Source organism: Roseburia lenta, assembly GCF_014287435.1.
GTDB lineage: Bacteria > Bacillota > Clostridia > Lachnospirales > Lachnospiraceae > Pararoseburia > Pararoseburia lenta.
In genome coordinates this window covers 155,817-176,731 of sequence record NZ_JACOPG010000004.1, presented here as the reverse complement: position 1 = coordinate 176,731, position 20,915 = coordinate 155,817, and the positions used below count along the sequence as shown (strand labels likewise).

The window sequence follows — 20,915 nt, the reverse complement described above, 5'->3', positions numbered from 1 at the left end:
CCTATTCTTCTACAGTCTCTGTCTCCTCCGCCTCTTCCGGCTTAAAGTGTGCTCTGACCTGCTGTTCGATCTCATCACGCACTTCCGGATGTTCACGCAGATAGGTCTTGGCATTCTCACGCCCCTGTCCGATCTTGTCTCCATTGTAGGCATACCACGCACCGGACTTGTTGACGATATCAAGATCTGCCGCAATATCTAGGATATCTCCCTCTTTGGAAATCCCCTGACCAAACATGATATCAAACTCTGCCTCTCTAAATGGCGGTGCAATCTTGTTCTTTACGACCTTGATACGGGTACGGTTGCCAATGACCTCTCCCTGCTGCTTGATCGCCTCGATACGACGGACATCCAGACGTACGGAAGAATAGAACTTAAGCGCTCTACCACCGGTCGTCGTCTCCGGATTACCGAACATAACGCCAACCTTTTCACGCAACTGGTTGATAAAGATAACGATACAATTCGACTTGCTGATCACCGCAGTCAACTTACGGAGTGCCTGTGACATCAGACGTGCCTGTAAGCCCACATGGGAATCACCCATATCACCGTCGATCTCTGCCTTTGGAACCAAGGCAGCAACGGAATCCACGATCACAATATCTACCGCGCCGGAACGCACCATGGTCTCTGTGATCTCCAGAGCCTGCTCACCGTTGTCCGGCTGGGAAATATAAAGATTGTCGATATCCACCCCGATATTCTTGGCATAGACAGGATCCAGCGCATGCTCTGCATCAATAAAGCCTGCGATACCGCCTGCCTTTTGTACCTCTGCGACAGCATGTAATGCGACTGTCGTCTTACCACTGGACTCCGGTCCGTAGATCTCAATAATTCTGCCCTTTGGCAGACCGCCCTGTCCCAGGGCAATATCAAGACTGAGAGAACCGGTCGGTACGGTCTCGACCTGCATCTGGTTGCTGGTGTCTCCGAGTTTCATGATCGAGCCCTTGCCATACTGCTTTTCTATCTGGGAAATCGCTGCGTCTAACGCCTTTAACTTATCATCATTTGCCATAACTAAAAACCTCCATATCGAACCTTTGTTCGTTTTCATGTTCTAATACTATTATACTTCCACAAAAAAGTCAACCTCATTTTGTGTTCCTTTGTTATTATCCTGTATCATGGGGATTGTAAAACGAAAAAAGACAGTAGCAAATCGCTACCGCCTTATTATATCCAGTGGTCGTCCCATCTGTCAAGACTCATCTTGGCACCGGCCTTTCCTATCCGGATGAACTTAACTGCGTCCAAACTCTGATAAGATCAATCCCTCGTTTCGATCCAGTGTCATGCCAACGCTCCAAGAGTTGACGAACAAAAGAAGCGGTCTGCCCTTGAGATCTTTGATCTTCTTCATGTCCGAGGTACCGGAGATCTTATCCAGATCAATATCCTCATTTTCGATCCAGCGGATATGCTCATATGGCAGATTTTCCATGCGGATCTCGACATTATATTCGTTATTCAGACGATACTTTAAAACATCAAATTGCAGAACACCGACAACACCGACAATGATCTCCTCCATACCGGTATTGTATTCCTGGAAGATCTGGATCGCACCTTCCTGGGCGATCTGGCTGATGCCCTTCATGAACTGTTTACGTTTCATGGTATCGACCTGGCGCACACGGGCAAAATGTTCCGGTGCAAATGTCGGAATACCCTCAAAAGCAAATCTGTTTTTTCCGCTGACGATGGTATCGCCAATAGAAAAGATGCCCGGGTCAAATACACCGATGATATCCCCGGCATATGCCTTATCCACGATCTTTCTTTCCTGCGCCATCAACTGCTGAGGCTGAGAAAGTTTCATCGCCTTATTTCCCTGCACATGAAAGACTTCCATACCGGCATCAAACTCGCCGGAGCAGATACGCATAAAGGCGATCCTATCGCGGTGTGCCTTGTTCATATTTGCCTGAATCTTGAAGACAAATGCGGAAAAATCCGGTGAAAACGGATCGATCACACCCTGGTCGGACATTCTCGGCAATGGGGATGATGTCATCTGTAAAAAGTGCTGCAAAAAGGTCTCAACACCAAAGTTGGTAAGCGCCGAACCAAAAAATACAGGGGACAACTCGCCCTTGGACACCAGTTCCATATCAAATTCTGCACTGGCACCGTCCAGAAGTTCGATCTCATCCAATAAGGTCTGTCTCTGATCTTCTCCGATCTCATCTACAAGTGCCGGATCATCAATAGCGATCTCTTTTTCTGTTCCTTCTTTGGTTCCCTTTAAGGTATCTGCAAAGGTCATGACACGCTTGGTATTTCTGTCATACACGCCCTTGAAACCCTTGCCGGAACCGATCGGCCAGTTAATCGGACAGGTCGCAATGCCCAGTTCCTTTTCAATATCATCCAGAAGTTCAAAGGTGTCGTTTGCATCACGATCCATCTTGTTGATAAAGGTAAAAATCGGGATATGTCGCATCACGCATACCTTGAACAATTTTCTTGTCTGTGCCTCAACACCCTTGGAGGCATCAATGACCATGACGGCAGAATCCGCAGCCATAAGGGTACGATAGGTATCTTCTGAGAAGTCCTGATGTCCCGGTGTATCCAAAATATTGATGCAATAACCATCATAATGGAACTGCAATACGGAAGATGTAACCGAAATACCTCTTTCCTTCTCAATCTCCATCCAGTCAGACACCGCATGTCTGGCAGTCGCTTTTCCCTTGACAGAGCCTGCTAAATTGATGGCTCCACCATATAAGAGAAATTTCTCCGTCAGGGTCGTCTTACCTGCATCCGGGTGAGAAATAATGGCAAATGTCCTTCTCTTTTCAATCTCTTTCACTAAATCTGACACAGTATGTTCCTCCCATTTATCCTGCGCTCCCGGTATTGCCGGGATCTATATACTATCTATATCTTATCTCAAACTAATTTAGTTTATCTTACATTCACATTCCTTGTCAAGTCTACGTCGGGCATCCGCAAGGCGTGGAGAAGCAGGCGGCAGGGGGCAGGCGTGTCCTGTTGGGCAGAAATCTGTCGCAGAACAGGGAGTCTCTATGTGAGAAAGCATTGCTTGCGCATATAAAAACTGTCTTTGCAAAGTTAGACAGTCGCCTAGGATGATGTTCGCCTGTGACAGATATGAATGCAAAACGCATTAGAGACTCTTATAACTTGAAAGCATTCCGGCAACTCGGGTACAGGGATGTACCCGAGAGGCGCAACCGCACACGGATGTTCGTTTGCGCCGGTTGCCGACTTTGGATACAGCAAAACGTCCAAGTTATTAGAGTCTCTTATGGGTGACGCCTCTGAATATCTGTCACAGGCGGACACATCCTGTCGCCCGTCGAAGCTGTGCAAGAGACAGTTTACGGCAAGCAATCACTTTCTCACAGAGACTCACCTAACCTGCTCCAAAGATTTTCTGCCCAACAGGACACGCCTGCCCCCTGCCGCCTGCTTCTCCACGCCTTGCGGATGCCCTCCTAGTTCATGGTCGAGATCACGATATGGTCCGGTGCAATGCCAGCCTTACGGTTGACAACATCTTCTACCTGCGCCCGCTGTGCATCGGTCACCTGACTGGCATTTAAAATGACATCTGCATTTTCTCCTGCGATGGAGACCACGGCTTCCTCAAAGCCCTTGGATGCCAGCATCATCTCGCAGGCAGCCTCCTTTTCTGCCACTTGAGTAAGTGCCGCCAATTCTTCTACGGCTGCCTGTTTTTCCACATCCGTCAAAGCAGCATTATTGACCACTTCCATCAGCGTTGCCTTGCTGGCTGCCCTGGTCTGCTCCCGATCCATCTTAAGGCTTGCCGCTTTTGACACCTGCACATTAGTACTGTCCGTCAGTACCGTCTCCCCTGCACTGTCATCCCCCATATCATCACTGCTTGCCTCCGTATCGGTCAGGATCTCCTCCTCGCTCAGGGATGCCGACGCCTCCGTATCTTTTGCTTTTTCCTCCTTGCTGTCCTTTGCCGCCATAGTCGCAATATCTTTTTCATCATTTTCATATGTATAATTGAGATAACCGGCTCCGGCAATGAGAAGTGCCAAGGCTGCTACCACGATCTGATTTTTTCGGAATATACGTTTCATGTTCCCTCCTGTGATCCCATTTCTACTATTGATATCTTATGTGCGTCCACGGAAAATAATGCCTGAATCGCCTCATAGATCGCCACTTTTGTCCGATTGTCCGATGCTCCCTCCGCCACCACGCAGACCCCACGGATCTTTGGCTCAATGGTCTTGGTCTCATAGGGTGCATCCTGCGAGAGTACGGTCGTGCGGTCAGAACTCATCTCCTCCTTGGTCGTCTCCCCCTCTTTGGTCGTGGATGACTGGCTGCTGATGTCCTGTGCCACGACATTCTCCCCCTGATCTTCCAAGGTGATCATGACCCGGACCGCTCCTACGCCATCCATCTGCCCCAACAGGTCTTCCAGTTCTCTCTCCATCTGTTCCACATAAGAAGAACTTTCCGTTTCCGTGGTCTGTACTGACTCTTGCGTTCCGGCATCCTGCTTCTTGGAATCGACCGGTATGGCTATAACCAAGAGCAACACACCGATCAAAATGCACACGATCCATTTCTGTCTGTCCATATTCCTTAGCATTTTTTCTGCCAATTTCTTCCAGTTTTTCATCATTCCTCCTGCCCATTTACCACTGCATCTATATAATTCTGATCCAAATAGGAATAGTCCTCGGCTTCCTTTTTTCTTTGCTCCCACTGCGCATAATACTGGGAAAAAGTCTGATTCCACTGCTTTTCGTAATCTTGTTTTCCGATCCCTAAAATGGAAGTCAGGCAAAAGAGTACCAAGACCATCTCCAGAAAAAAGCGCAGATATCTGCGATACTGCCCGGAGGGGAGCAGGTACAAAAACATGGCAAAGATCAGAAAAAGAGAAATATACGCCTTGATCCACGCGATCACATCATCTGCCTCCTATTAATGTCGTCATTGCCACCGTGATAAAGATCAGTATGGCGCAGTTGGTCAGCAGTTTAAAAAGCATACCGCCTCCCTTTGCCGCCACCAGTATAGCATTGCTGATCCTTTTATCTGCCACCGGCTCCACAAAGGCTGCCAGAACCCGGTAAAAAAATGTCATGATTCCCACTTTGGACAAGGGTACGGCAACCAGGATCACAAGTACGACCAGAGCCGCCGCCCCGATGCCGCTGCGTATGACATCGCTTGCCGCCAGAAAAAGATCCGATGCCGCCGACAATGTCGAACCGATCCCCGGCACAAATGCCAGCGATTTTCTCAGCGTCTGTCTGGCAAAGGTATCTGTGACCGGGGCAATGGCATTCTTGATGATATTTAGCCCAAGAACTACGGATGTTAAGATCTTGAGTGCCCAGGAAACCATATTTTCCAAAAGATCCGTCAGTTTGGAAAATCTTCCTTCCTCCATGACATAATTCAAAAGCCCCATGACAACATATATGCGGATCAGCGGCACCAGACCGTCCGCTAAGATCCACTGCACCAGATAGACCACAAGAAAACCCAGTTCATAAAATCCCATAGCCGTTGCATCCCCGCCCGCCACCACAACGGTCGTCGCAAAGACGGGGACAAATGCCGTCATAAAATCCAGCACCACCGCAATGGTCTGCTGCACGACCTGATCCAATAGCAGTACCGACTTCATCAATAGCACCATCAAAAGTGCATAGACCAGTAAAAAGCAGACATTTGATATGTAGGACTGTTCAAAGACCTGCGCAAAATTTTTCAAAAGGGAAAAGGCAATCGTCAAAAGCAGGATATAGATCAGATACTTTCGGTTGGTCTCCCACTCGCCCCAAAAAAACTGCCAGACCATCTGCCCCAGGCCCTGACTGATGTCATATTCCCCAGAGATCAGTTTTTCTACAATTTGTTCAAACCGCAGATCTCCCCATCCGTCACTGCCCCTTAAGGCATCTTCAATACCACTTAAGTCCAATGAGGAAAACAGGCGATCCACTGCGCTTCCTTCCGTCATAAAAATGCCTCCACCGTCGATAAGAACGCCATCAGAACCGGCATCCCCAGTGCTAAGATCGACAACTTCGCCAATACCTGAATCTGCCCGGCAATGCTGGCATAACCCGCATCTTTGCAGATGGCAGATGCAAACTCTGAAATATAAGTAATACCGATCATTTTTAAGATCACGCCCATATACAGGGCATCCACATGGATCAGGTCTGCCAGACTCTGTATGTAATCCATGACATCCCTGATCTTTGCCAGCACACAAAAAAAGATAAAAAGGCAACAAGCCAAGGAAAGCATCATGGCAATTTCCGGTTTCTGCTGCCGGAACAAAAGCGCCAGCAAGACCGTCACAATGCCAGCCACCGCAACACCTATCAAAGTACCGCCCCCTAAAGATCAAATAATTTTTGCATCATCTCAAAGAGATCTAAAATGTAAGGCACGACCCAGAACAAAACGACCAGAAGTCCGCCCAGCGAGATAAAAAAAGCCTGTTCATCCCTGCCACTGTGTTTTAAGACCTGATTTAAGATAGTCACGATAATACCAACTGCTGCAATTTTAAATAAGAGTTCAATGGGCATATCCTTACAGTAACAGCACCAGAACCAGCATGAGACCCATCCCGGTCGTAGCCGCCGTCACCTTTCCCCTTTCTTTTTTTGTTTGTTGCTCCTTCTCCAGTAACTTTGCAAAAGAATCGTAATAGATACCAAATTCCTCCGCCTGTCCGGGCAGGCAGGCAGAAAATAAGGAGCAAAGAGCCTGTACAAACAGACGTCTTTCCTCCTCTTTCGTAAGCCTTCGCATATCCGGTGTCATTTCTTGCCAGAGCGTCGGTTCCATATCTTCTTTTTTATGCTTCTGCATTTCCCTTAACACTGCCGCAAAGTAATCGGATAAAACCGGGATACCGTGCCCGCTTTCCTGCCTTAGGATGGCATGCATGGGCAGGTTTCTCTGGGCTACCGCCTGCCGTATCCGAAGCAGACTCGCCTGCATTTCCTGTAAAAAGTACCATCTTTGTCGGGAATTATACCACTGCTGTAGCAAAAGTCCCGCTCCCCCCAAAAGAAAGGTGGCTATGCCGATTCCTTTACACATAACAGTTCCCCCGCTTCATCATATAAGAAAAACTGCCGTCTGCCGGACTTTTTGTCGATCCAGAGCAGACGCCGGAAATGACATTTTTCCAAAAGCGGCTCCCACTCTCTTTTCTGCTGATACTCCAAAAGGCTTCCGGCATGCATGGTCGCAAGGACGCCCACCCCACAGTGCATGGCATAGACCAGACTTTCCAGATCCTTTTTCCCACCGATCTCGTCCACCGCCAAGATCTGCGGCGCCATGGTGCGGATCGCCTGCATACAGCCCGCCTCCTTGGCGTAACCGGAATAGACATCCGTATGCAGTCCCACATCATTTTGCGGAATGCCAAAATTGGCTGCCGCCACTTCATATCTTTCGTCGATCAATGCCAGCCCCCGACAGGTCGGACGGTCGGATAGAACCCGTACCAGATCCCGCAAAAAAGTAGTCTTTCCCATGCCAGGTGCCGCCAGGATCAGTGTATGTAAAAATGTCTCCCCCTCTATGAGCCATGGCTCTATCCACGCCGCGCATCCCTTCTTCTCATGGGGAATGCGGATGGAAAAATACATGGGATATTCCATGCCTATCCGTCCGTCTTCCTCTGCCATATACTGCCCGCATAGTCCCAGACGGATGCCGCCATCCAAGGCGAGAAATCCCTGCCGCATTTGCCTGGCATAGGCATAGCGGGAATACTCACAAACATAGGTCAGCATTTCCCGCAGGTCTTCCTCCCCCAGTGCAAGTCCGCCTTTTGCCTGTGTCATCAGGCGCTTTTCCCGGGGATCCAGATAAAAGGATGCCTGCGACGTCACAAACTGTACCGGTCTTTGGATGCGGATGCGGATCTCTTCTAAATCCTCCCGATACCATGTCACCTGCGACAGGATCTCCCGCAGCCTAACCGGAAATATTTTCATTAACTCGTCCATTTGTTCTTCAGCCATAGTCTAATATATGAATGCTTTACCGTTTTATGATCATTTTGCAAATTTTACTTGGGCAGGGCTTTCCTGATCGAATAAAATTCGGATCTGTCCTGCATCCATAGTGATATAAATATCATCTTTTCCCATCACATCTTCCAAGCGCTCCAAGGTCTCCTTGCCGGGATGTCCGTAAGAGTTATTCTTTCCACAGGAGATCAAGGCAATCTTCGGAGCCAAGGCATCCAAAAAGTCCTCGCCACTGGAATACTTCGAGCCATGGTGCGCCACTTTTAAAAAGACCAACGTCCCATTCTCTTCAAGCGCGCTTTGAACCTCTGCCACCAAAGACGCTTCCTGGTCCATGGCTATATCTCCGGTAAAAAGTCCTTGAAAATCTCCACAGGTCAATAAAAGACAAAGGCTCATGGCATTGCAATCCGCGGCAAAATCCCTGCTGATCGCCTGAGTCGGTCCGACACATTGCAGTCTCAGGTCTCCGCTGATCAGCCGATCTCCCACTTCCATATAAAGGATCTGGCTTCCCTGCTTTTTTGCCGTCTGTATCAGTTTCTCCATGGCATCCCCATCTTCCACCCCCTCCTTTTGCGCCTTAGCAAAGACCAGGTGCTCGATTTCATAACCCCTCTCCAGACACTCCTGCAAGCCGTTGATATGATCCAGATCCGTATGGGACACAAACCAGTAGTCTATCTTGCGGATGCCATGGTATTTTAAGAAAGGCAGGATCCGATACGTGCCGACCTTGGTCACATCCGTACTTCCCCCATCTATAAAAAAATGATCGCCGGCACTACTTTGCAGATAAATGCCATCCCCCTGTCCAACATCCAGCATGACCATCTGATTCTGCGTCTTTTTGGGACAGAACAAAAATACAAGTCCAAACAGTCCGCAAAGCAGAGCCTGCCCATATCTGCGCCCCACTTTTTCCTTCTTCTTTTCCTTCGTCCTGCCATTTTTACCCTTGAGCAAAAAAAGTCCCAGATATAAAAGCCCATAATAGAGAAAGATCCTTCCCCATGCCGGAGCGCCCACGATCTGTCTTGCCCCCGGCAGACGCAGGGTCAGATCTGCCATCCATTCGTAAAAATACAGGAGCACATGACAGATCGTAAGGATCTTGCCTGCCAGTCCCTGCCAAAAAAGACCTACCAACCCACCGATCAGTCCACAGCCCAGCAAAAGCCCCAGCAAAGGAAGTAGTACCAGATTTAAAACGATACTGTATAGCGGGATTTCATAATAAAACCTTGCCACAAGGGGCAGGGTAAACAACTGTAGCCCCAGTGAAAAGACAAAAGCATCCACTGCCTTCCCTTTCCCTTTTACCACTTCCACCAGAGGTGATGCAAAGGAAATAACACCAAGTACAGCCACAAAAGAAAAGATAACCCCAGTATTTTTCATACAAAGCGGATCTTGCACGACCAGAACAATCCCTGCCAGCATGAGGGCATTGCCCGAATCATAGACCTCCCCCAAGACATTTGCCAGAAGATAGATCCCATACATAAAAACAGCACGTTTGGTCGAACTTCCCATACCGCAAAGGATGCCATAGGAGACCACCAGACTCCCCGCAAGGATACCGGCGGTAAAGAAGCCTGTGCCCCTGCGTCGTAAGAAATTATAGATTGCCATGCCAACGACCGAGATATGCAGACCTGATATGGCTAAAATATGCGACAGTCCTGCCATCTGATATAAAGACTTGACCTCGGCATCCAGTCCGTCACGCTCCCCCAATGCCAGCGTTTTCATGACACCGCTCTCCTCGCCCGGCAGCCAGTTTTCATACGAGCGCGCCATATTTCCACGCAGATCATATAAGACCTGCCGCAGACAAAAACGCGGGACTATGCTTTTTATTTTTGCTGTCTCTTCCAACTTTGCGGCGATCCCACTACTCTCATAATAGGACAATTCATCAAAATTGCCGTCATTACGCGCCTGTCGAAATGCCTGTATCCTTGCCTTTCCTATATAAATGCTTCCTATGATTTCATCATCCGATCCCGGATAAAGAATAACTGATGAGCAAGTCATCTGCTCTTTTTGATCCCGCAGGATGACATCCCGCAGATAATAGATTGGCTGATCCGCCTTTTTCTCTTTCTTGTAGATCTCCCCTTGAAATTCGATCTCTTTTGCATCTGCCAAGAAATCCTGAATGTTCTTCTGCCTTTCTACTGCCCTCATGCCCCAGATGCTTCCCAAAAGAAATGCCATACACCAAAACAGCATCCGCCTCTTTCGCATGTTTATCGGCAAATATGGTCTAAGCCCCAGCAAAAGCCACAGAACATAGACCGCAAAAGCCGGACACCAGTAAAGGCTGTCATATATTTTCCATCCAACCCCAAGGAGAAATGCCATGCCGATCTGGCATAGATTTCTTCTTAACATGATCCCCTTAGTCTCCTTCTTTCATCAGGTCACGCTCTACCGCCTGCATGACCATAGATGTATCTCTTTCATAAGATGTTCCCAGTGAAAATTCCAGAGTAGAATCCGATGTGCTCTGCGCACCGTCTACCAGGATCTGCACCTTATTGATGTTATCCAGTTCCGTCAAAGAATTGACGATCGCATACAAGACAACATTGCTGTTGATCCCGGTTGGCGTCTTTAAAAATGCCGAATCCAGATTGACATAGCAGACACCGTCTGTCACCGTTACATTTAAGATCTTTGTCCCGGATGGAAAAACGGACTTAGCATCATCCGAATCCGGTCCCTTGAGCAAATAATCCATAATCAGGCGCTCTCTGGCTACATTCTTATTGTAATAAACATCCTTTTCCTGCTTGACCAAAGACTGCCCATCTGCACTGGCAAAGTACAATGTCAGTTTTGTCTTTTCCAGACTTCCGGTCTCTGCACCGTAGTCATTGATAAAAGTATCATCATTCATACTGCCGACCAGCGAGCCGTTGGCATCCAGAAGCGGATCTTCGCCAACATAAAAGGCAACACTGTCGATTCCCTTGATCTGTACCAAAGTCTTTACAATGGCTGCCCGCATCAGAACCTCCGTATAACCGGTCAATTCCTCATATTCCCGGTCAAAATACAGACTGAGCAGTCCATTATCCAGAACACGGTCTGTGATCTTGATACTGTCTGAGATCGTCTTGCGATAGTCGACACTGTCCGGATCTGTGGCAAGTGCCTGTAAGGCTTCATCGATCATAGCATCCGTCTTTGTCGCATCCATATGATAACCGACAGCACCGATCCCATCTCCCAAGGCATTGATATAATAGATCTTCATATTCTCTTTTTCTTTGGATCCGCCACATCCCGTCAGCAGACCACATAGCATAACGAGCGCCATGAGACACCCGATCCCTCTTTTTTTCATAGAAGTGTGCTCCTCATCACATTGCTTCCTGCCTTAATCATGTACCATCTTATGCTGTTTTCTGTTTTTATGGCTTCCGGCACTATTCTGTGGGCTGATATAGTTCAGCGGAATACGCACATCAAACATGGTTCCCTCACCCAGGACGCTATGTACCTTGATATCGCCATTGTGCATGGTGATGGCATTTTTCGTGATGGCAAGTCCCAGACCAGTACCACCGATCTCTCTGGAATGTGACTTATCCACACGGTAAAATCTTTCAAAAATAAAGTCCAGACTCTCCTGTGGGATTCCCATACCGGAATCCTCGACCTTAATGTAGCAATACTGATGGTCTGCATTCAAGGACACATGCACCCAGCCGCCCTCCTGGTTGTACTTGATCCCGTTTTCGACCAGATTGGTGATTGCAAGAGATATCTTGACTTCATCCACCTCAGCCGCAACCGGACGGAAACTCTCAAAAACGACCTCGACCTGCTGCTTTTCCGCGATCGGTCGTAAGCGTTTTAAGATCAGTTCAATCAACTCATTCATATTGACAGCGGACACATTCAAAGATGCCGCTGCACGATCCATCTTGACCAGACTTAAAAGATCATTGATGATCTTGGTCTCGCGGTCGATCTCCTCGCCGATATCTGCCATAAATTCCCGGTAGAGTTCCACCGGCACATTATCCTGTCCGTTCAGGGAATCTGCCAGCACTTTCATGGAAGTCAGCGGTGTCTTTAATTCATGTGACACATTGGATACAAATTCCTGTCGGGACTCATCCACCACCTTCATGCGGGCGATCAGGCTGTTTAATTTTTTGGAAACCTCAGCCGACTCCGTATAATCATCTACGGCGATCTCCTCTCCGTTATCGCTGCCCTTTTCCCTTGCCTCAATGGCTGTACCAAGTTTTCTAAAAGGTCTGGTAAAGCGGCCGGAAAAAAGAATCGCCAGTGCGATCACGACCACATATAAGACCAAGAGGGTAATGATGGCTACCGACTGGAAATATTCCAGATTGGTCGTGATATAAGTCATGGACTTATTCATCACCAGTACCCCTAAGACTTCATTATCATCCTTGCTCGTAGATAAAATGGGTATGGCTACTACCAGATAAGCATTTTCCTTATCATAATAGGATGCCGTCTTGCCGGTAAATGCCGTGATGACATCCGACCAGACGATCGTCTTGCCCTCGTCCACCCCATAGGTATCCTTGATGACATTTAAGGAAGAATTTACGATCATCATTCTACCGGAATAGGTCAAAGACAAGGCACTCAGTTGCTCATCTACATTTTTGGAATCTTTTTCATTCAGATAGCCGCTCGACATGATCTGCTTACCTAAGATCTGTCCATTGGCAACCATGTCCGTCACGTCGCTCTCCACGGAGCGTCTCACATATAAACTGGAAAAAAGCACAGAAAACAGCGTAGCAGGCAGGATCCCCACCAAAAGGACCACCACTACAATATGTGCCCTAAGACTTTTGATCATTTCTTTGAGTTTCTGTTTTTTCATGTCCTACCTCTAAACCTGCTGATAGTAGTAGCCTACCCCCCACTTAGTGTGCACATACTTTGGTTCACTGGCATTTGGCTCGATCTTCTCACGCAGACGCCGGATATGCACATCCACGGTACGCGCATCTCCCGGATAGTCCTCGCCCCAGATAGCACGGAGCAACTCATCCCTGCTGTAGACCTTGCCCGGATTGGTCACTAAAAGTAAGAGCATATCAAATTCTTTGGAGGTCACATTGATCTCCTGATCTAAAATAAAAAGACGGCGGTTTTCTGTATTGATGGTAAAATCTCCGCTTTTGATCTCTGTGATCTTTTGTTCCTTGACGACCTGTGGCGTCGTTCTGCGCATTATGGCCTTGATACGCGCCTTGACCTCTAAGATATTGAAAGGCTTGGTGATATAATCATCTGCACCATACTCTAAGCCTAAGATCTTATCCATATCATCCCCTTTTGCCGTCAGCATAACGATCGGCATATTGGAAAATTCACGGATACGCTGGCAGACTTCAAATCCATCCATCTTTGGCAGCATCACATCCAAAAGTATCATATCGTATGGTGTCGCCATGGCTTTATCCAGCGCTTCCTGTCCATCATAGGCACAATCCACTTCCATGCCGTCCTGCTCCAGACTAAAGCGGATCCCCTTTACGATCAATTTTTCATCATCCACCACTAATACTTTTTTTGCCATTTTTCAAAACCTCAATTCACTGTAATTGCATCTGCGATCTTTTGATAGGTCGCATCACCGATCCCGGATACTGCTTTTAGATCTTCCACTGCCGCAAAGGCTCCGTGCTCCTGCCGATAGGCGACAATGCTTTCTGCCCTGGTCTGTCCGATTCCCTTTAAACTTGTCAGTTCCTCCGTGGAAGCCGTATTGATGTTGACCTTTCCATCCGATGTCGAAGAACTTTCCTCTGTCGGTGCCAGCCCCTCTGCCGCTTCCTCTTTGGTATAGACATGGATCTTCTGCCCATCCGAAAGCCGCTCCGCCTGATTCAAAGAGACATCATACGCCTCTGGCAGCAGACCGCCCGCAGCCTCGATCAGTTCATACACGCGGCTGTCTGCAGGAAAAGTGTAAACACCGGGATCTGCCACTGCCCCACTGATCTGCACATAGATCTCTGTCTTTTTCTCTGTCTCTTCTGTTGTGTCCGCGGAATCCGTCGCATCTTCTGATGTGTCCTCACTAGAAAGATCAGACTGCTTTTCTAAATAAGATGTAGACTTGCAAGCCGTACATCCTAGCAAGATAAGAACTACAATACCAAGTAGTATGATTTGTTTTTTCACTTTACACTCCTTTCAAACAATAAGAAAAGGGAGCAGCAATGTCTGCTACCCCCTCTGGATCGCTGAAAGGAAACATGAATGCTATGCAAATCATTTTATCCAAAAGCGTCAATTATTACAAGAGTTTTACGAAATTATGTCACAAACCCCGGTCAAAATTTCTACCATATGATCGATATCTTCTTTTTCGATGACCAGTGGCGGCAAAAGTCGCAAGACATTCCCACCGGCTGAGAGCACGATCAGCCCTGCCTCCAGTGCCTTTGTCACAATAGAACCAACCGGGATACGCGCATCGATCACAATGCCCTGCATGAGTCCCATGCCACGTCTGCCTGTCATAAAGTCATATTTTGCGACCAGACCATCCAATGCCTTCTCAAAATATGGCGTCAGTTCTTTGACATGGTCAGTAATATGGCGGTTTTCCATCATATCCAATGTCTTATCAACTGCCGCACATACCAGCGGATTGCCTCCGTAAGTCGTACCATGGTCGCCCGGTACCAAAGAGTGCTCTGCCACGCGGTCGGTGAGTGCAAAGGCGCCGACCGGCACGCCTGCTCCAAGTGCTTTTGCGCAGGTCATGATGTCCGGCTTTACACCGTATTTCTGCCATGCAAACATGTAGCCTGTCCTGCCCATGCCGCACTGGATCTCGTCTAAGATCAATAAGATATCATGCGCATCACACAGATCCCGGACGCCCTGTAAAAAGTCCGCTTCTGCCGGATACAGACCACCCTCGCCCTGCACAGTCTCCATGATAATGGCACAAGTCTTGTCCGTGATCTGTGCCTTGACACTATCCAGATCGTTAAAATTGGCAAAACGCACGCCATCCATCAGCGGTAAAAATGGTTCTCTGTAGTGCTCCGTACCGGTCACAGACAAAGATCCCACTGTCCTGCCGTGGAAAGAATGTTCCATGGCAATGATCTCATGTCCGGCAAATCCATCGCGCAGATAAGCATATTTCTTGGCAGTCTTAATGGCTCCTTCAATCGCCTCGGCACCACTGTTGGTAAAGAATACCTTATCCATGCCGGATACCTGACAAAGTTTTTTGGCTGCCGAGATCATTGGCGGATGATAGTAGAGGTTGGAGGTATGGGTAATCTTGTCGATCTGATCCATGAGTGCCTGTTTGTATTCGCCGTCATTGTAACCAAATGCCATAACGCCGATCCCGGATGCAAAATCCAGATATTCCTTGCCATCCGTATCATAGATATGCACACCGTTCCCCTTTTCAAATACGACCGGGAACCGATTGTAGACATGGAACAAAGATTCTTCTGCTGTAGCAATATATTCTTCTTTATTCATGATTAAACTTTTTCTCCTTATCATCTAAAATAGCCGTTCCGATTCCCTTATTGGTAAAGATCTCCAAAAGCAGGCAGTGTGCGATACGCCCGTCCAGAATATGTACCCGGGAAACCCCTTTTTCGATTGCTTCCATACAGTTATTCAGTTTTGGCAGCATACCGCCACCGATAAAGCCGTCTGCGATCAGTTCTCTTGCTTCGGATACGGTCAATTCTGAGATCAGCGTTGATTTGTCCGCAGGATCTTTATAGACACCCTCGATATCCGTCAAGAATGCCAGTTTTTCTGCCTGTACTGCCTGCGCAATGGCACAAGCCGCATCATCCGCATTGATATTGTAAGTCTCATAATTGGCATCCATACCGATCGGGCAGACAATCGGGAGAAAATCGCGTTCCAGAAGATCCTCTAAGATCTTTGGATTGACTTCTGTGATCTCACCTACATAGCCGATATCCTGACCGTCGGAATATTTCTTTTCTACACGCAGCAGTCCGCCATCCTTGCCACTGATACCGATGGCATTGACCCCCAGTTCCTCGACCATCTGTACTAAAGACTTGTTGACCTTATTTAAGACCATCTCTGCGATCTCCATGGTCGCAGCATCCGTCTTGCGGAGTCCGTTGACAAATTCCGGCTGCATGCCTGTTTTTTCAACCCAGCGACTGATCTCCTTACCGCCGCCATGTACGATGATCGGCTTAAATCCGACCAGTTTTAAAAGTGTCACATCCTGAATAACATGTTTTTTTAATTCTTCGTCGATCATGGCACTTCCGCCATACTTTACAACAATGATCTTTCGGTTAAAACGCTGGATGTAAGGCAAAGCCTCGATCAGAACCTGTGCCTTTTCCATGACTTCCTGCATATTTTTCTCTTCCACTTTTGTATCCTCCTTATCGCGGATCTATGACATTCTTCATTAAGAACGATAATCGGCATTGATCTTGACATAATCATAGGTCAGGTCGCATCCCCAGGCAGTTGCCTCGGCATCCCCCTGTTTCATATCGCAGATGGCTGTCACAGCATCTGCCGTCAAGATCTTTGTGGCTTCTTCCTCACTGTAACCGGTTGCCACACCGTTTTCTATGATCTTCAATCTGCCATTGCTGCTCTCAAAGTAGAGATCTACCTTTTCCGGATCAAAGTCCACACCGGCATAACCCAGCGCGCAAAGGATCCTGCCCCAGTTGGCATCATGACCGTAGATCGCTGCCTTGGTCAGACTGGATGTAACGACAGATTTGGCGAGGGTCACTGCCTCTGCCTTGCTGGAAGCATTTATGACCTTGACCTCGAATAAGGCGGTCGCGCCTTCACCATCGCCCGCCATCATCTTGGCAAGTGTCTTGTTGACTTCAAAAAGAACTTCTACAAAAGCCTGATAATCAGCATTTTTCTCCGTAATCTCAGTATTGCCTGCCATACCATTAGCAAGCACCAGACAGGTATCATTGGTGGAAGTATCGCCATCCACAGAGATCATATTGTAAGTGTCGTCCACAACGCTGCTGAGTGCCTCCTGCAAAAGTTCGTGGGAGATTGCCAGATCCGTTGTGATAAAAGCAAGCATGGTACACATATTGGGATGGATCATACCGCTTCCCTTGCTCATACCGCCGACCGTCACGGTCTTTCCGTCCACCGTAAAGGTCACTGCCGCTTCCTTCTTGTGGGTATCGGTCGTCATGATGGCTTGTGCGGCTGCGGCTGCTGCCTGCCGCGTGTCCTCTAACTTAGGCACCATTGCCCCAATGCCCGCGCGCAGACGATCCATAGGCAGCTGCATGCCGATCACACCGGTCGATGCGACTAAGACTGCCTGACTCGGGATCCCAAGTGCAGATCCTGCCGCGTCAGCCGTCTCCTTACAATAGCCCATGCCTTCCTGTCCGGTACAGGCATTGGCGATCCCGGCATTCATGACTACCGCCTGAACGAAAGGACTCTCCCCTACCACCTGCTGATCCCATTTGACCGGTGCAGCCTTTACCACATTGCGGGTAAAAGTACCTGCTGCAACCGCCGGCACCTTGCTATAGATCATAGCCATGTCATCTCTGCCCTGATATTTGATTCCGGCTGCGGTGTGCGCTGCCAGAAAGCCCTTTGCTGCGGTAACTCCGCCATCTATCTTTTCCATCTTTGCCACTCCTTTATTTGTTAAATCGTGTTATGTTTTCTTCATTTAAAATAAAATCATATACATTCAGATCCTGACGCAATTTCCACCCTTCCTCATGCCAGAAGGCATTGCCTAAAGCATTGTCCTTAAATGCCACCAGAGAGATCTTATTGATGCCCTCCTCCTGCAGACGCCGCATACAGGTCGTTGCCATGGCTTTTCCGATGCCGTGCTTGCGGTAGCCCTCTGCCACGCAGACATGATAGAAGCATCCCTGTCTGCCATCGTGCCCGCAGAGAATGGATCCCACGATCCTGCCGTCCGCCTCAGCCACGATACTGGTGGTCGGATTTCGCTTGATAAAACGTAAAACGCCTTCCTTGGAATCATCGATGCTGCGAATGGCAAATCCGTTGATCTGCATCCACAGCGCATGCACCTCAGCAAAATCTCCTTTTTCCATAGTGCGGAGTTGCACTCCTTCCGGCAATCGAAAATCCTTATTCTGTCTCATTTTTTCTGTCAATCTTTTCTTCTCCTGATCTGCTATCACATTTTTACGGAAACATGGGAACCAGTTCCAATCCTTCCTGTTCTTTAAAGCCAAACAAAAGATTCATATTCTGTACGGCTTGTCCTGCTGCGCCCTTAACCAGATTGTCCAGTGCGCCCATAAGGATCACGCGGTGCGTTCTCGGATCCACTTTCAGGCAGACATCCACAAAATTAGAACCTTCTACCCACTTGGTCTCCGGTGTCATGCCAGCCTCTAAAACACGCACAAAATATTCCTTATCATAATACTTGTGATAAACATCCAGCAGCATGTCCTCGGTCGGATAGTCAACATGCCCATCCGGGTAAGCCACCTTTTTTAAGGAAGCGTATGCCGTTACCAAGATGCCACGGTTCATAGGCACAAGATGCGGTGTAAAGGAAATGGTCACGTCCTCCCCACAGGCATAGCCCAACTGTTCCTCGATCTCCGGGGTATGGCGGTGTGTCGCTACACCGTATGCCTTCATATTCTCATTGACTTCACAGAAAAGGTTTTGTACCTTTGCCCCTCTGCCCGCGCCGGATGTACCGGACTTAGCATCTACGATCAGGGTGTGGTGATCGATCAGCCCCTCTTTGACAAATGGATAAGTCGTCAAAATGGAACAGGTCGTATAACAGCCCGGATTGGCTACCAGACGCACACCCTGCATCTTGTCGCGGTTGATCTCACACAGACCGTAAACCGCTTCCTCTATAAACTGTGGGCTCTTGTGTGTGATGCCATACCACTTCTCATAAGTAGCGACATCTTTGATGCGGTAGTCTGCGCTCAGATCTATGATCTTAACCTGACTCAGGATCTCCTCTGTCAATATGGATGCCAGATAACCCTGCGGTGTTGCCGTAAAGATCACATCCACCTGTCTTGCCAGTTCCTGCAGATTATCGTCCAGACAGGTTGCATCCACAATATCAAACATATTACGATAGACATGTGCATATTTCTCGTCCACATAAGAACGGGAACCATACCACACAATCTCTACTTCTTTATGTCCTAGCAAAAGGCGGACCAGTTCACCGCCTGCATAACCGGTTGCTCCAATAATTCCTGCTTTTATCATCTTTCGCCCTCTTTTCTTAATCGAAAAATCTCTTTTTTCATATTAGTACATTCTCCCCTGTTCGTAAAGAGGAAAATGTAAGTTTTTTACAATTTTAATGAATATTTATGCACCGCGCTTTTTTATTCTTTGTTTAGTTTGTGAGTTTATATATCTTACCATGTTTATTTATTCTTTTAAAATGCATATTTTTACACTTGCACTGCCAAAGTATTTGTTGTATATTATTTCTAGGTCTGATGTAAGAGAAAAGACGATATTTCAGATACAAATTGCACGATCGCGTGCCTATCAATAAGGAGGAACATTTCATTATGAAAGAAAAAGTAGTATTAGCCTACTCAGGCGGGCTGGACACCACAGCCATTATCCCATGGCTCAAGGAGAATTACGGATACGATGTCGTATGTTGCTGTATCGACTGCGGTCAGGGCGAAGAATTGGACGGATTGGAAGAACGTGCCAGATTATCCGGTGCTTCCAAGTTATATATCGAAGATATCACGGATGAATTTTGTGATGATTATATCATTCCTTGTGTGCAGGCAGGTGCGGTTTATGAGAATAAATATCTGCTCGGTACTTCCATGGCTCGTCCGGGCATCGCAAAGAAATTAGTGGAAGTTGCCCGCAAAGAGGGAGCCGTTGCCATCTGTCACGGTGCTACCGGTAAGGGAAATGACCAGATCCGTTTTGAACTCGGTATCAAGGCTCTTGCCCCTGACATCAAGGTTATCGCTCCTTGGCGTGATGACAAGTGGAAGATGGATTCCCGCGAATCCGAGATCGAATACTGCAAGGCTCACGGCATTGATCTTCCATTCTCTACCGACCAGTCTTACAGCCGTGACCGTAACTTATGGCATATCAGTCACGAAGGTCTGGAACTCGAAGATCCTTCTTTAGAGCCAAATTACGATCATATGTTAGTTCTGGGCGTTACACCACAGAAGGCTCCTGACCAGGGCGAATATGTTACTATGACCTTTGAAAAGGGTATTCCTACTTCTGTCAATGGTAAAAAGATGAAAGTTTCCGACATCATCCGTGAATTGAACCGCCTGGGCGGCAAACATGGTATCGGTATCGTAGATATCGTAGAAAACCGTGTTGTTGGTATGAAGAGCCGTGGCGTATATGAAACACCGGGCGGAACCATCCTCATGGAAGCACATTCTCAGTTAGAGGAACTGGTACTTGACCGTGCTACCATGGAAGTCAAGAAAGACATGGGCAACAAATTAGCACAGGTCGTTTACGAAGGTAAATGGTTTACCCCACTGCGCGAAGCCATTCAGGCTTTCGTTACTTCTACCCAGGAATACGTAACAGGCGAAGTCAAGTTCCAGTTATACAAGGGCAACATCATCAAGGCCGGTACGACTTCTCCATACTCACTCTACAGTGAGTCACTTGCAAGTTTCACGACCGGAGATCTCTACGATCACCATGATGCTGAAGGCTTTATCACACTCTTTGGTCTTCCGCTCAAGGTTCGTGCTATGAAGATGCAGGAATTAGAAAAGAATAAGGCAAAATAACCTAAAAGGTGCCTATGATAAGAATACCCATCACAGT

The 20,915-nt window shown here is 47.8% G+C and carries 21 protein-coding genes; 1 reads left to right on the top strand and 20 read right to left on the bottom strand.

Translation table 11 applies throughout. From position 1 onward, the window contains the following. Position 1: 1 nt before the first annotated feature. From recA to argC, 20 genes are all read right to left on the bottom strand, one after another. Positions 2-1,027, bottom strand: a complete 1,026-nt coding sequence (gene recA, locus H8R94_RS10585; RefSeq protein WP_118282017.1) for a recombinase RecA — start codon at positions 1,025-1,027, stop codon at positions 2-4. Between the two features lie 225 nt (positions 1,028-1,252). After that, positions 1,253-2,842: a peptide chain release factor 3 gene (locus tag H8R94_RS10580; RefSeq protein ID WP_118282018.1), complete on the bottom strand. Its 1,590-nt coding sequence runs from the start codon at positions 2,840-2,842 to the stop codon at positions 1,253-1,255. Between the two features lie 637 nt (positions 2,843-3,479). After that, positions 3,480-4,100 carry a SpoIIIAH-like family protein gene (locus tag H8R94_RS10575; RefSeq protein WP_186854624.1) on the bottom strand — a complete coding sequence of 207 codons (621 nt, stop codon included), beginning with the start codon at positions 4,098-4,100 and terminating at the stop codon, positions 3,480-3,482. Then, on the bottom strand, positions 4,097-4,651 hold the full coding sequence (locus tag H8R94_RS10570) for a stage III sporulation protein AG (protein ID WP_186854623.1): 555 nt from the start codon (positions 4,649-4,651) through the stop codon (positions 4,097-4,099). The genes H8R94_RS10575 and H8R94_RS10570 overlap by 4 nt, the downstream gene beginning before the upstream one ends. Further along, on the bottom strand, positions 4,651-4,944 hold the full coding sequence (locus H8R94_RS10565) for a stage III sporulation protein AF (RefSeq protein ID WP_118282021.1): 294 nt from the start codon (positions 4,942-4,944) through the stop codon (positions 4,651-4,653). Before H8R94_RS10565 ends, H8R94_RS10570 begins: the two co-directional genes overlap by 1 nt. 1 nt (position 4,945) lies before the next feature. Next, complete coding sequence (locus tag H8R94_RS10560; RefSeq protein WP_118535578.1) at positions 4,946-6,007, bottom strand: stage III sporulation protein AE; 1,062 nt, start codon at positions 6,005-6,007, stop codon at positions 4,946-4,948. Continuing rightward, entirely contained in the window at positions 6,004-6,381 is a 378-nt protein-coding gene (locus H8R94_RS10555) for a SpoIIIAC/SpoIIIAD family protein (protein WP_186854622.1), read from the bottom strand. Before H8R94_RS10555 ends, H8R94_RS10560 begins: the two co-directional genes overlap by 4 nt. Before the next feature lie 11 nt (positions 6,382-6,392). Next, positions 6,393-6,587, bottom strand: coding sequence for a stage III sporulation protein AC (gene spoIIIAC, locus H8R94_RS10550; protein WP_118282024.1), 195 nt, complete (start codon positions 6,585-6,587; stop codon positions 6,393-6,395). A 4-nt stretch (positions 6,588-6,591) separates the two neighbouring features. Continuing rightward, positions 6,592-7,107, bottom strand: a complete 516-nt coding sequence (locus tag H8R94_RS10545; RefSeq protein ID WP_118535579.1) for a hypothetical protein — start codon at positions 7,105-7,107, stop codon at positions 6,592-6,594. Then, entirely contained in the window at positions 7,086-8,027 is a 942-nt protein-coding gene (locus H8R94_RS10540) for a stage III sporulation protein AA (protein ID WP_147403380.1), read from the bottom strand. Before H8R94_RS10540 ends, H8R94_RS10545 begins: the two co-directional genes overlap by 22 nt. Before the next feature lie 48 nt (positions 8,028-8,075). Next, positions 8,076-10,451, bottom strand: coding sequence for a DNA internalization-related competence protein ComEC/Rec2 (locus tag H8R94_RS10535; protein WP_186854621.1), 2,376 nt, complete (start codon positions 10,449-10,451; stop codon positions 8,076-8,078). Between the two features lie 7 nt (positions 10,452-10,458). After that, positions 10,459-11,409, bottom strand: coding sequence for a GerMN domain-containing protein (locus H8R94_RS10530; RefSeq protein WP_118282028.1), 951 nt, complete (start codon positions 11,407-11,409; stop codon positions 10,459-10,461). A gap of 33 nt (positions 11,410-11,442) precedes the next feature. Beyond that, positions 11,443-12,936, bottom strand: coding sequence for a sensor histidine kinase (locus H8R94_RS10525; protein ID WP_118282029.1), 1,494 nt, complete (start codon positions 12,934-12,936; stop codon positions 11,443-11,445). 9 nt (positions 12,937-12,945) lie between these two features. Continuing rightward, positions 12,946-13,638: a response regulator transcription factor gene (locus H8R94_RS10520; protein ID WP_118282030.1), complete on the bottom strand. Its 693-nt coding sequence runs from the start codon at positions 13,636-13,638 to the stop codon at positions 12,946-12,948. A gap of 11 nt (positions 13,639-13,649) precedes the next feature. Continuing rightward, positions 13,650-14,246, bottom strand: a complete 597-nt coding sequence (locus H8R94_RS10515; protein ID WP_118282031.1) for a helix-hairpin-helix domain-containing protein — start codon at positions 14,244-14,246, stop codon at positions 13,650-13,652. 126 nt (positions 14,247-14,372) lie between these two features. Continuing rightward, positions 14,373-15,575, bottom strand: a complete 1,203-nt coding sequence (locus H8R94_RS10510) for an aspartate aminotransferase family protein (protein WP_118282032.1) — start codon at positions 15,573-15,575, stop codon at positions 14,373-14,375. After that, complete coding sequence (gene argB / locus H8R94_RS10505; protein ID WP_118282033.1) at positions 15,568-16,467, bottom strand: acetylglutamate kinase; 900 nt, start codon at positions 16,465-16,467, stop codon at positions 15,568-15,570. The genes H8R94_RS10510 and argB overlap by 8 nt, the downstream gene beginning before the upstream one ends. Before the next feature lie 39 nt (positions 16,468-16,506). Further along, a complete protein-coding gene (gene argJ, locus H8R94_RS10500) occupies positions 16,507-17,730 on the bottom strand; it encodes a bifunctional glutamate N-acetyltransferase/amino-acid acetyltransferase ArgJ (protein WP_186854620.1) in 1,224 nt (407 codons plus the stop codon). A 13-nt stretch (positions 17,731-17,743) separates the two neighbouring features. After that, positions 17,744-18,175, bottom strand: a complete 432-nt coding sequence (locus H8R94_RS10495; protein WP_243238504.1) for a GNAT family N-acetyltransferase — start codon at positions 18,173-18,175, stop codon at positions 17,744-17,746. A gap of 94 nt (positions 18,176-18,269) precedes the next feature. Then, the gene (gene argC, locus H8R94_RS10490) at positions 18,270-19,337 is read right to left on the bottom strand and encodes an N-acetyl-gamma-glutamyl-phosphate reductase (RefSeq protein ID WP_118282035.1); all 1,068 of its coding nucleotides are present in this window, start codon (positions 19,335-19,337) and stop codon (positions 18,270-18,272) included. A 314-nt stretch (positions 19,338-19,651) separates the two neighbouring features. On the opposite strand from argC, the gene H8R94_RS10485 reads away from it, so the two are divergent. Next, entirely contained in the window at positions 19,652-20,878 is a 1,227-nt protein-coding gene (locus tag H8R94_RS10485; RefSeq protein WP_118282036.1) for an argininosuccinate synthase, read from the top strand. Positions 20,879-20,915 lie beyond the last annotated feature (37 nt).

Excerpts from the sequence above, each read along its gene's own strand:
- recA (WP_118282017.1), bottom strand. The coding sequence starts at position 1,027 with ATGGCAAATGATGATAAGTTAAAGGCGTTAGACGCAGCGATTTCCCAG.
- H8R94_RS10575 (WP_186854624.1), bottom strand. The coding sequence starts at position 4,100 with ATGAAACGTATATTCCGAAAAAATCAGATCGTGGTAGCAGCCTTGGCA.
- H8R94_RS10570 (WP_186854623.1), bottom strand. The coding sequence starts at position 4,651 with ATGAAAAACTGGAAGAAATTGGCAGAAAAAATGCTAAGGAATATGGAC.
- H8R94_RS10560 (WP_118535578.1), bottom strand. The coding sequence starts at position 6,007 with ATGACGGAAGGAAGCGCAGTGGATCGCCTGTTTTCCTCATTGGACTTA.
- spoIIIAC (WP_118282024.1), bottom strand. The coding sequence starts at position 6,587 with ATGCCCATTGAACTCTTATTTAAAATTGCAGCAGTTGGTATTATCGTG.
- H8R94_RS10545 (WP_118535579.1), bottom strand. The coding sequence starts at position 7,107 with ATGTGTAAAGGAATCGGCATAGCCACCTTTCTTTTGGGGGGAGCGGGA.
- H8R94_RS10540 (WP_147403380.1), bottom strand. The coding sequence starts at position 8,027 with ATGGACGAGTTAATGAAAATATTTCCGGTTAGGCTGCGGGAGATCCTG.
- H8R94_RS10535 (WP_186854621.1), bottom strand. The coding sequence starts at position 10,451 with ATGTTAAGAAGAAATCTATGCCAGATCGGCATGGCATTTCTCCTTGGG.
- H8R94_RS10530 (WP_118282028.1), bottom strand. The coding sequence starts at position 11,409 with ATGAAAAAAAGAGGGATCGGGTGTCTCATGGCGCTCGTTATGCTATGT.
- H8R94_RS10525 (WP_118282029.1), bottom strand. The coding sequence starts at position 12,936 with ATGAAAAAACAGAAACTCAAAGAAATGATCAAAAGTCTTAGGGCACAT.
- H8R94_RS10520 (WP_118282030.1), bottom strand. The coding sequence starts at position 13,638 with ATGGCAAAAAAAGTATTAGTGGTGGATGATGAAAAATTGATCGTAAAG.
- H8R94_RS10510 (WP_118282032.1), bottom strand. The coding sequence starts at position 15,575 with ATGAATAAAGAAGAATATATTGCTACAGCAGAAGAATCTTTGTTCCAT.
- argJ (WP_186854620.1), bottom strand. The coding sequence starts at position 17,730 with ATGGAAAAGATAGATGGCGGAGTTACCGCAGCAAAGGGCTTTCTGGCA.
- H8R94_RS10495 (WP_243238504.1), bottom strand. The coding sequence starts at position 18,175 with ATGGAAAAAGGAGATTTTGCTGAGGTGCATGCGCTGTGGATGCAGATC.
- argC (WP_118282035.1), bottom strand. The coding sequence starts at position 19,337 with ATGATAAAAGCAGGAATTATTGGAGCAACCGGTTATGCAGGCGGTGAA.
- H8R94_RS10485 (WP_118282036.1), top strand. The coding sequence starts at position 19,652 with ATGAAAGAAAAAGTAGTATTAGCCTACTCAGGCGGGCTGGACACCACA.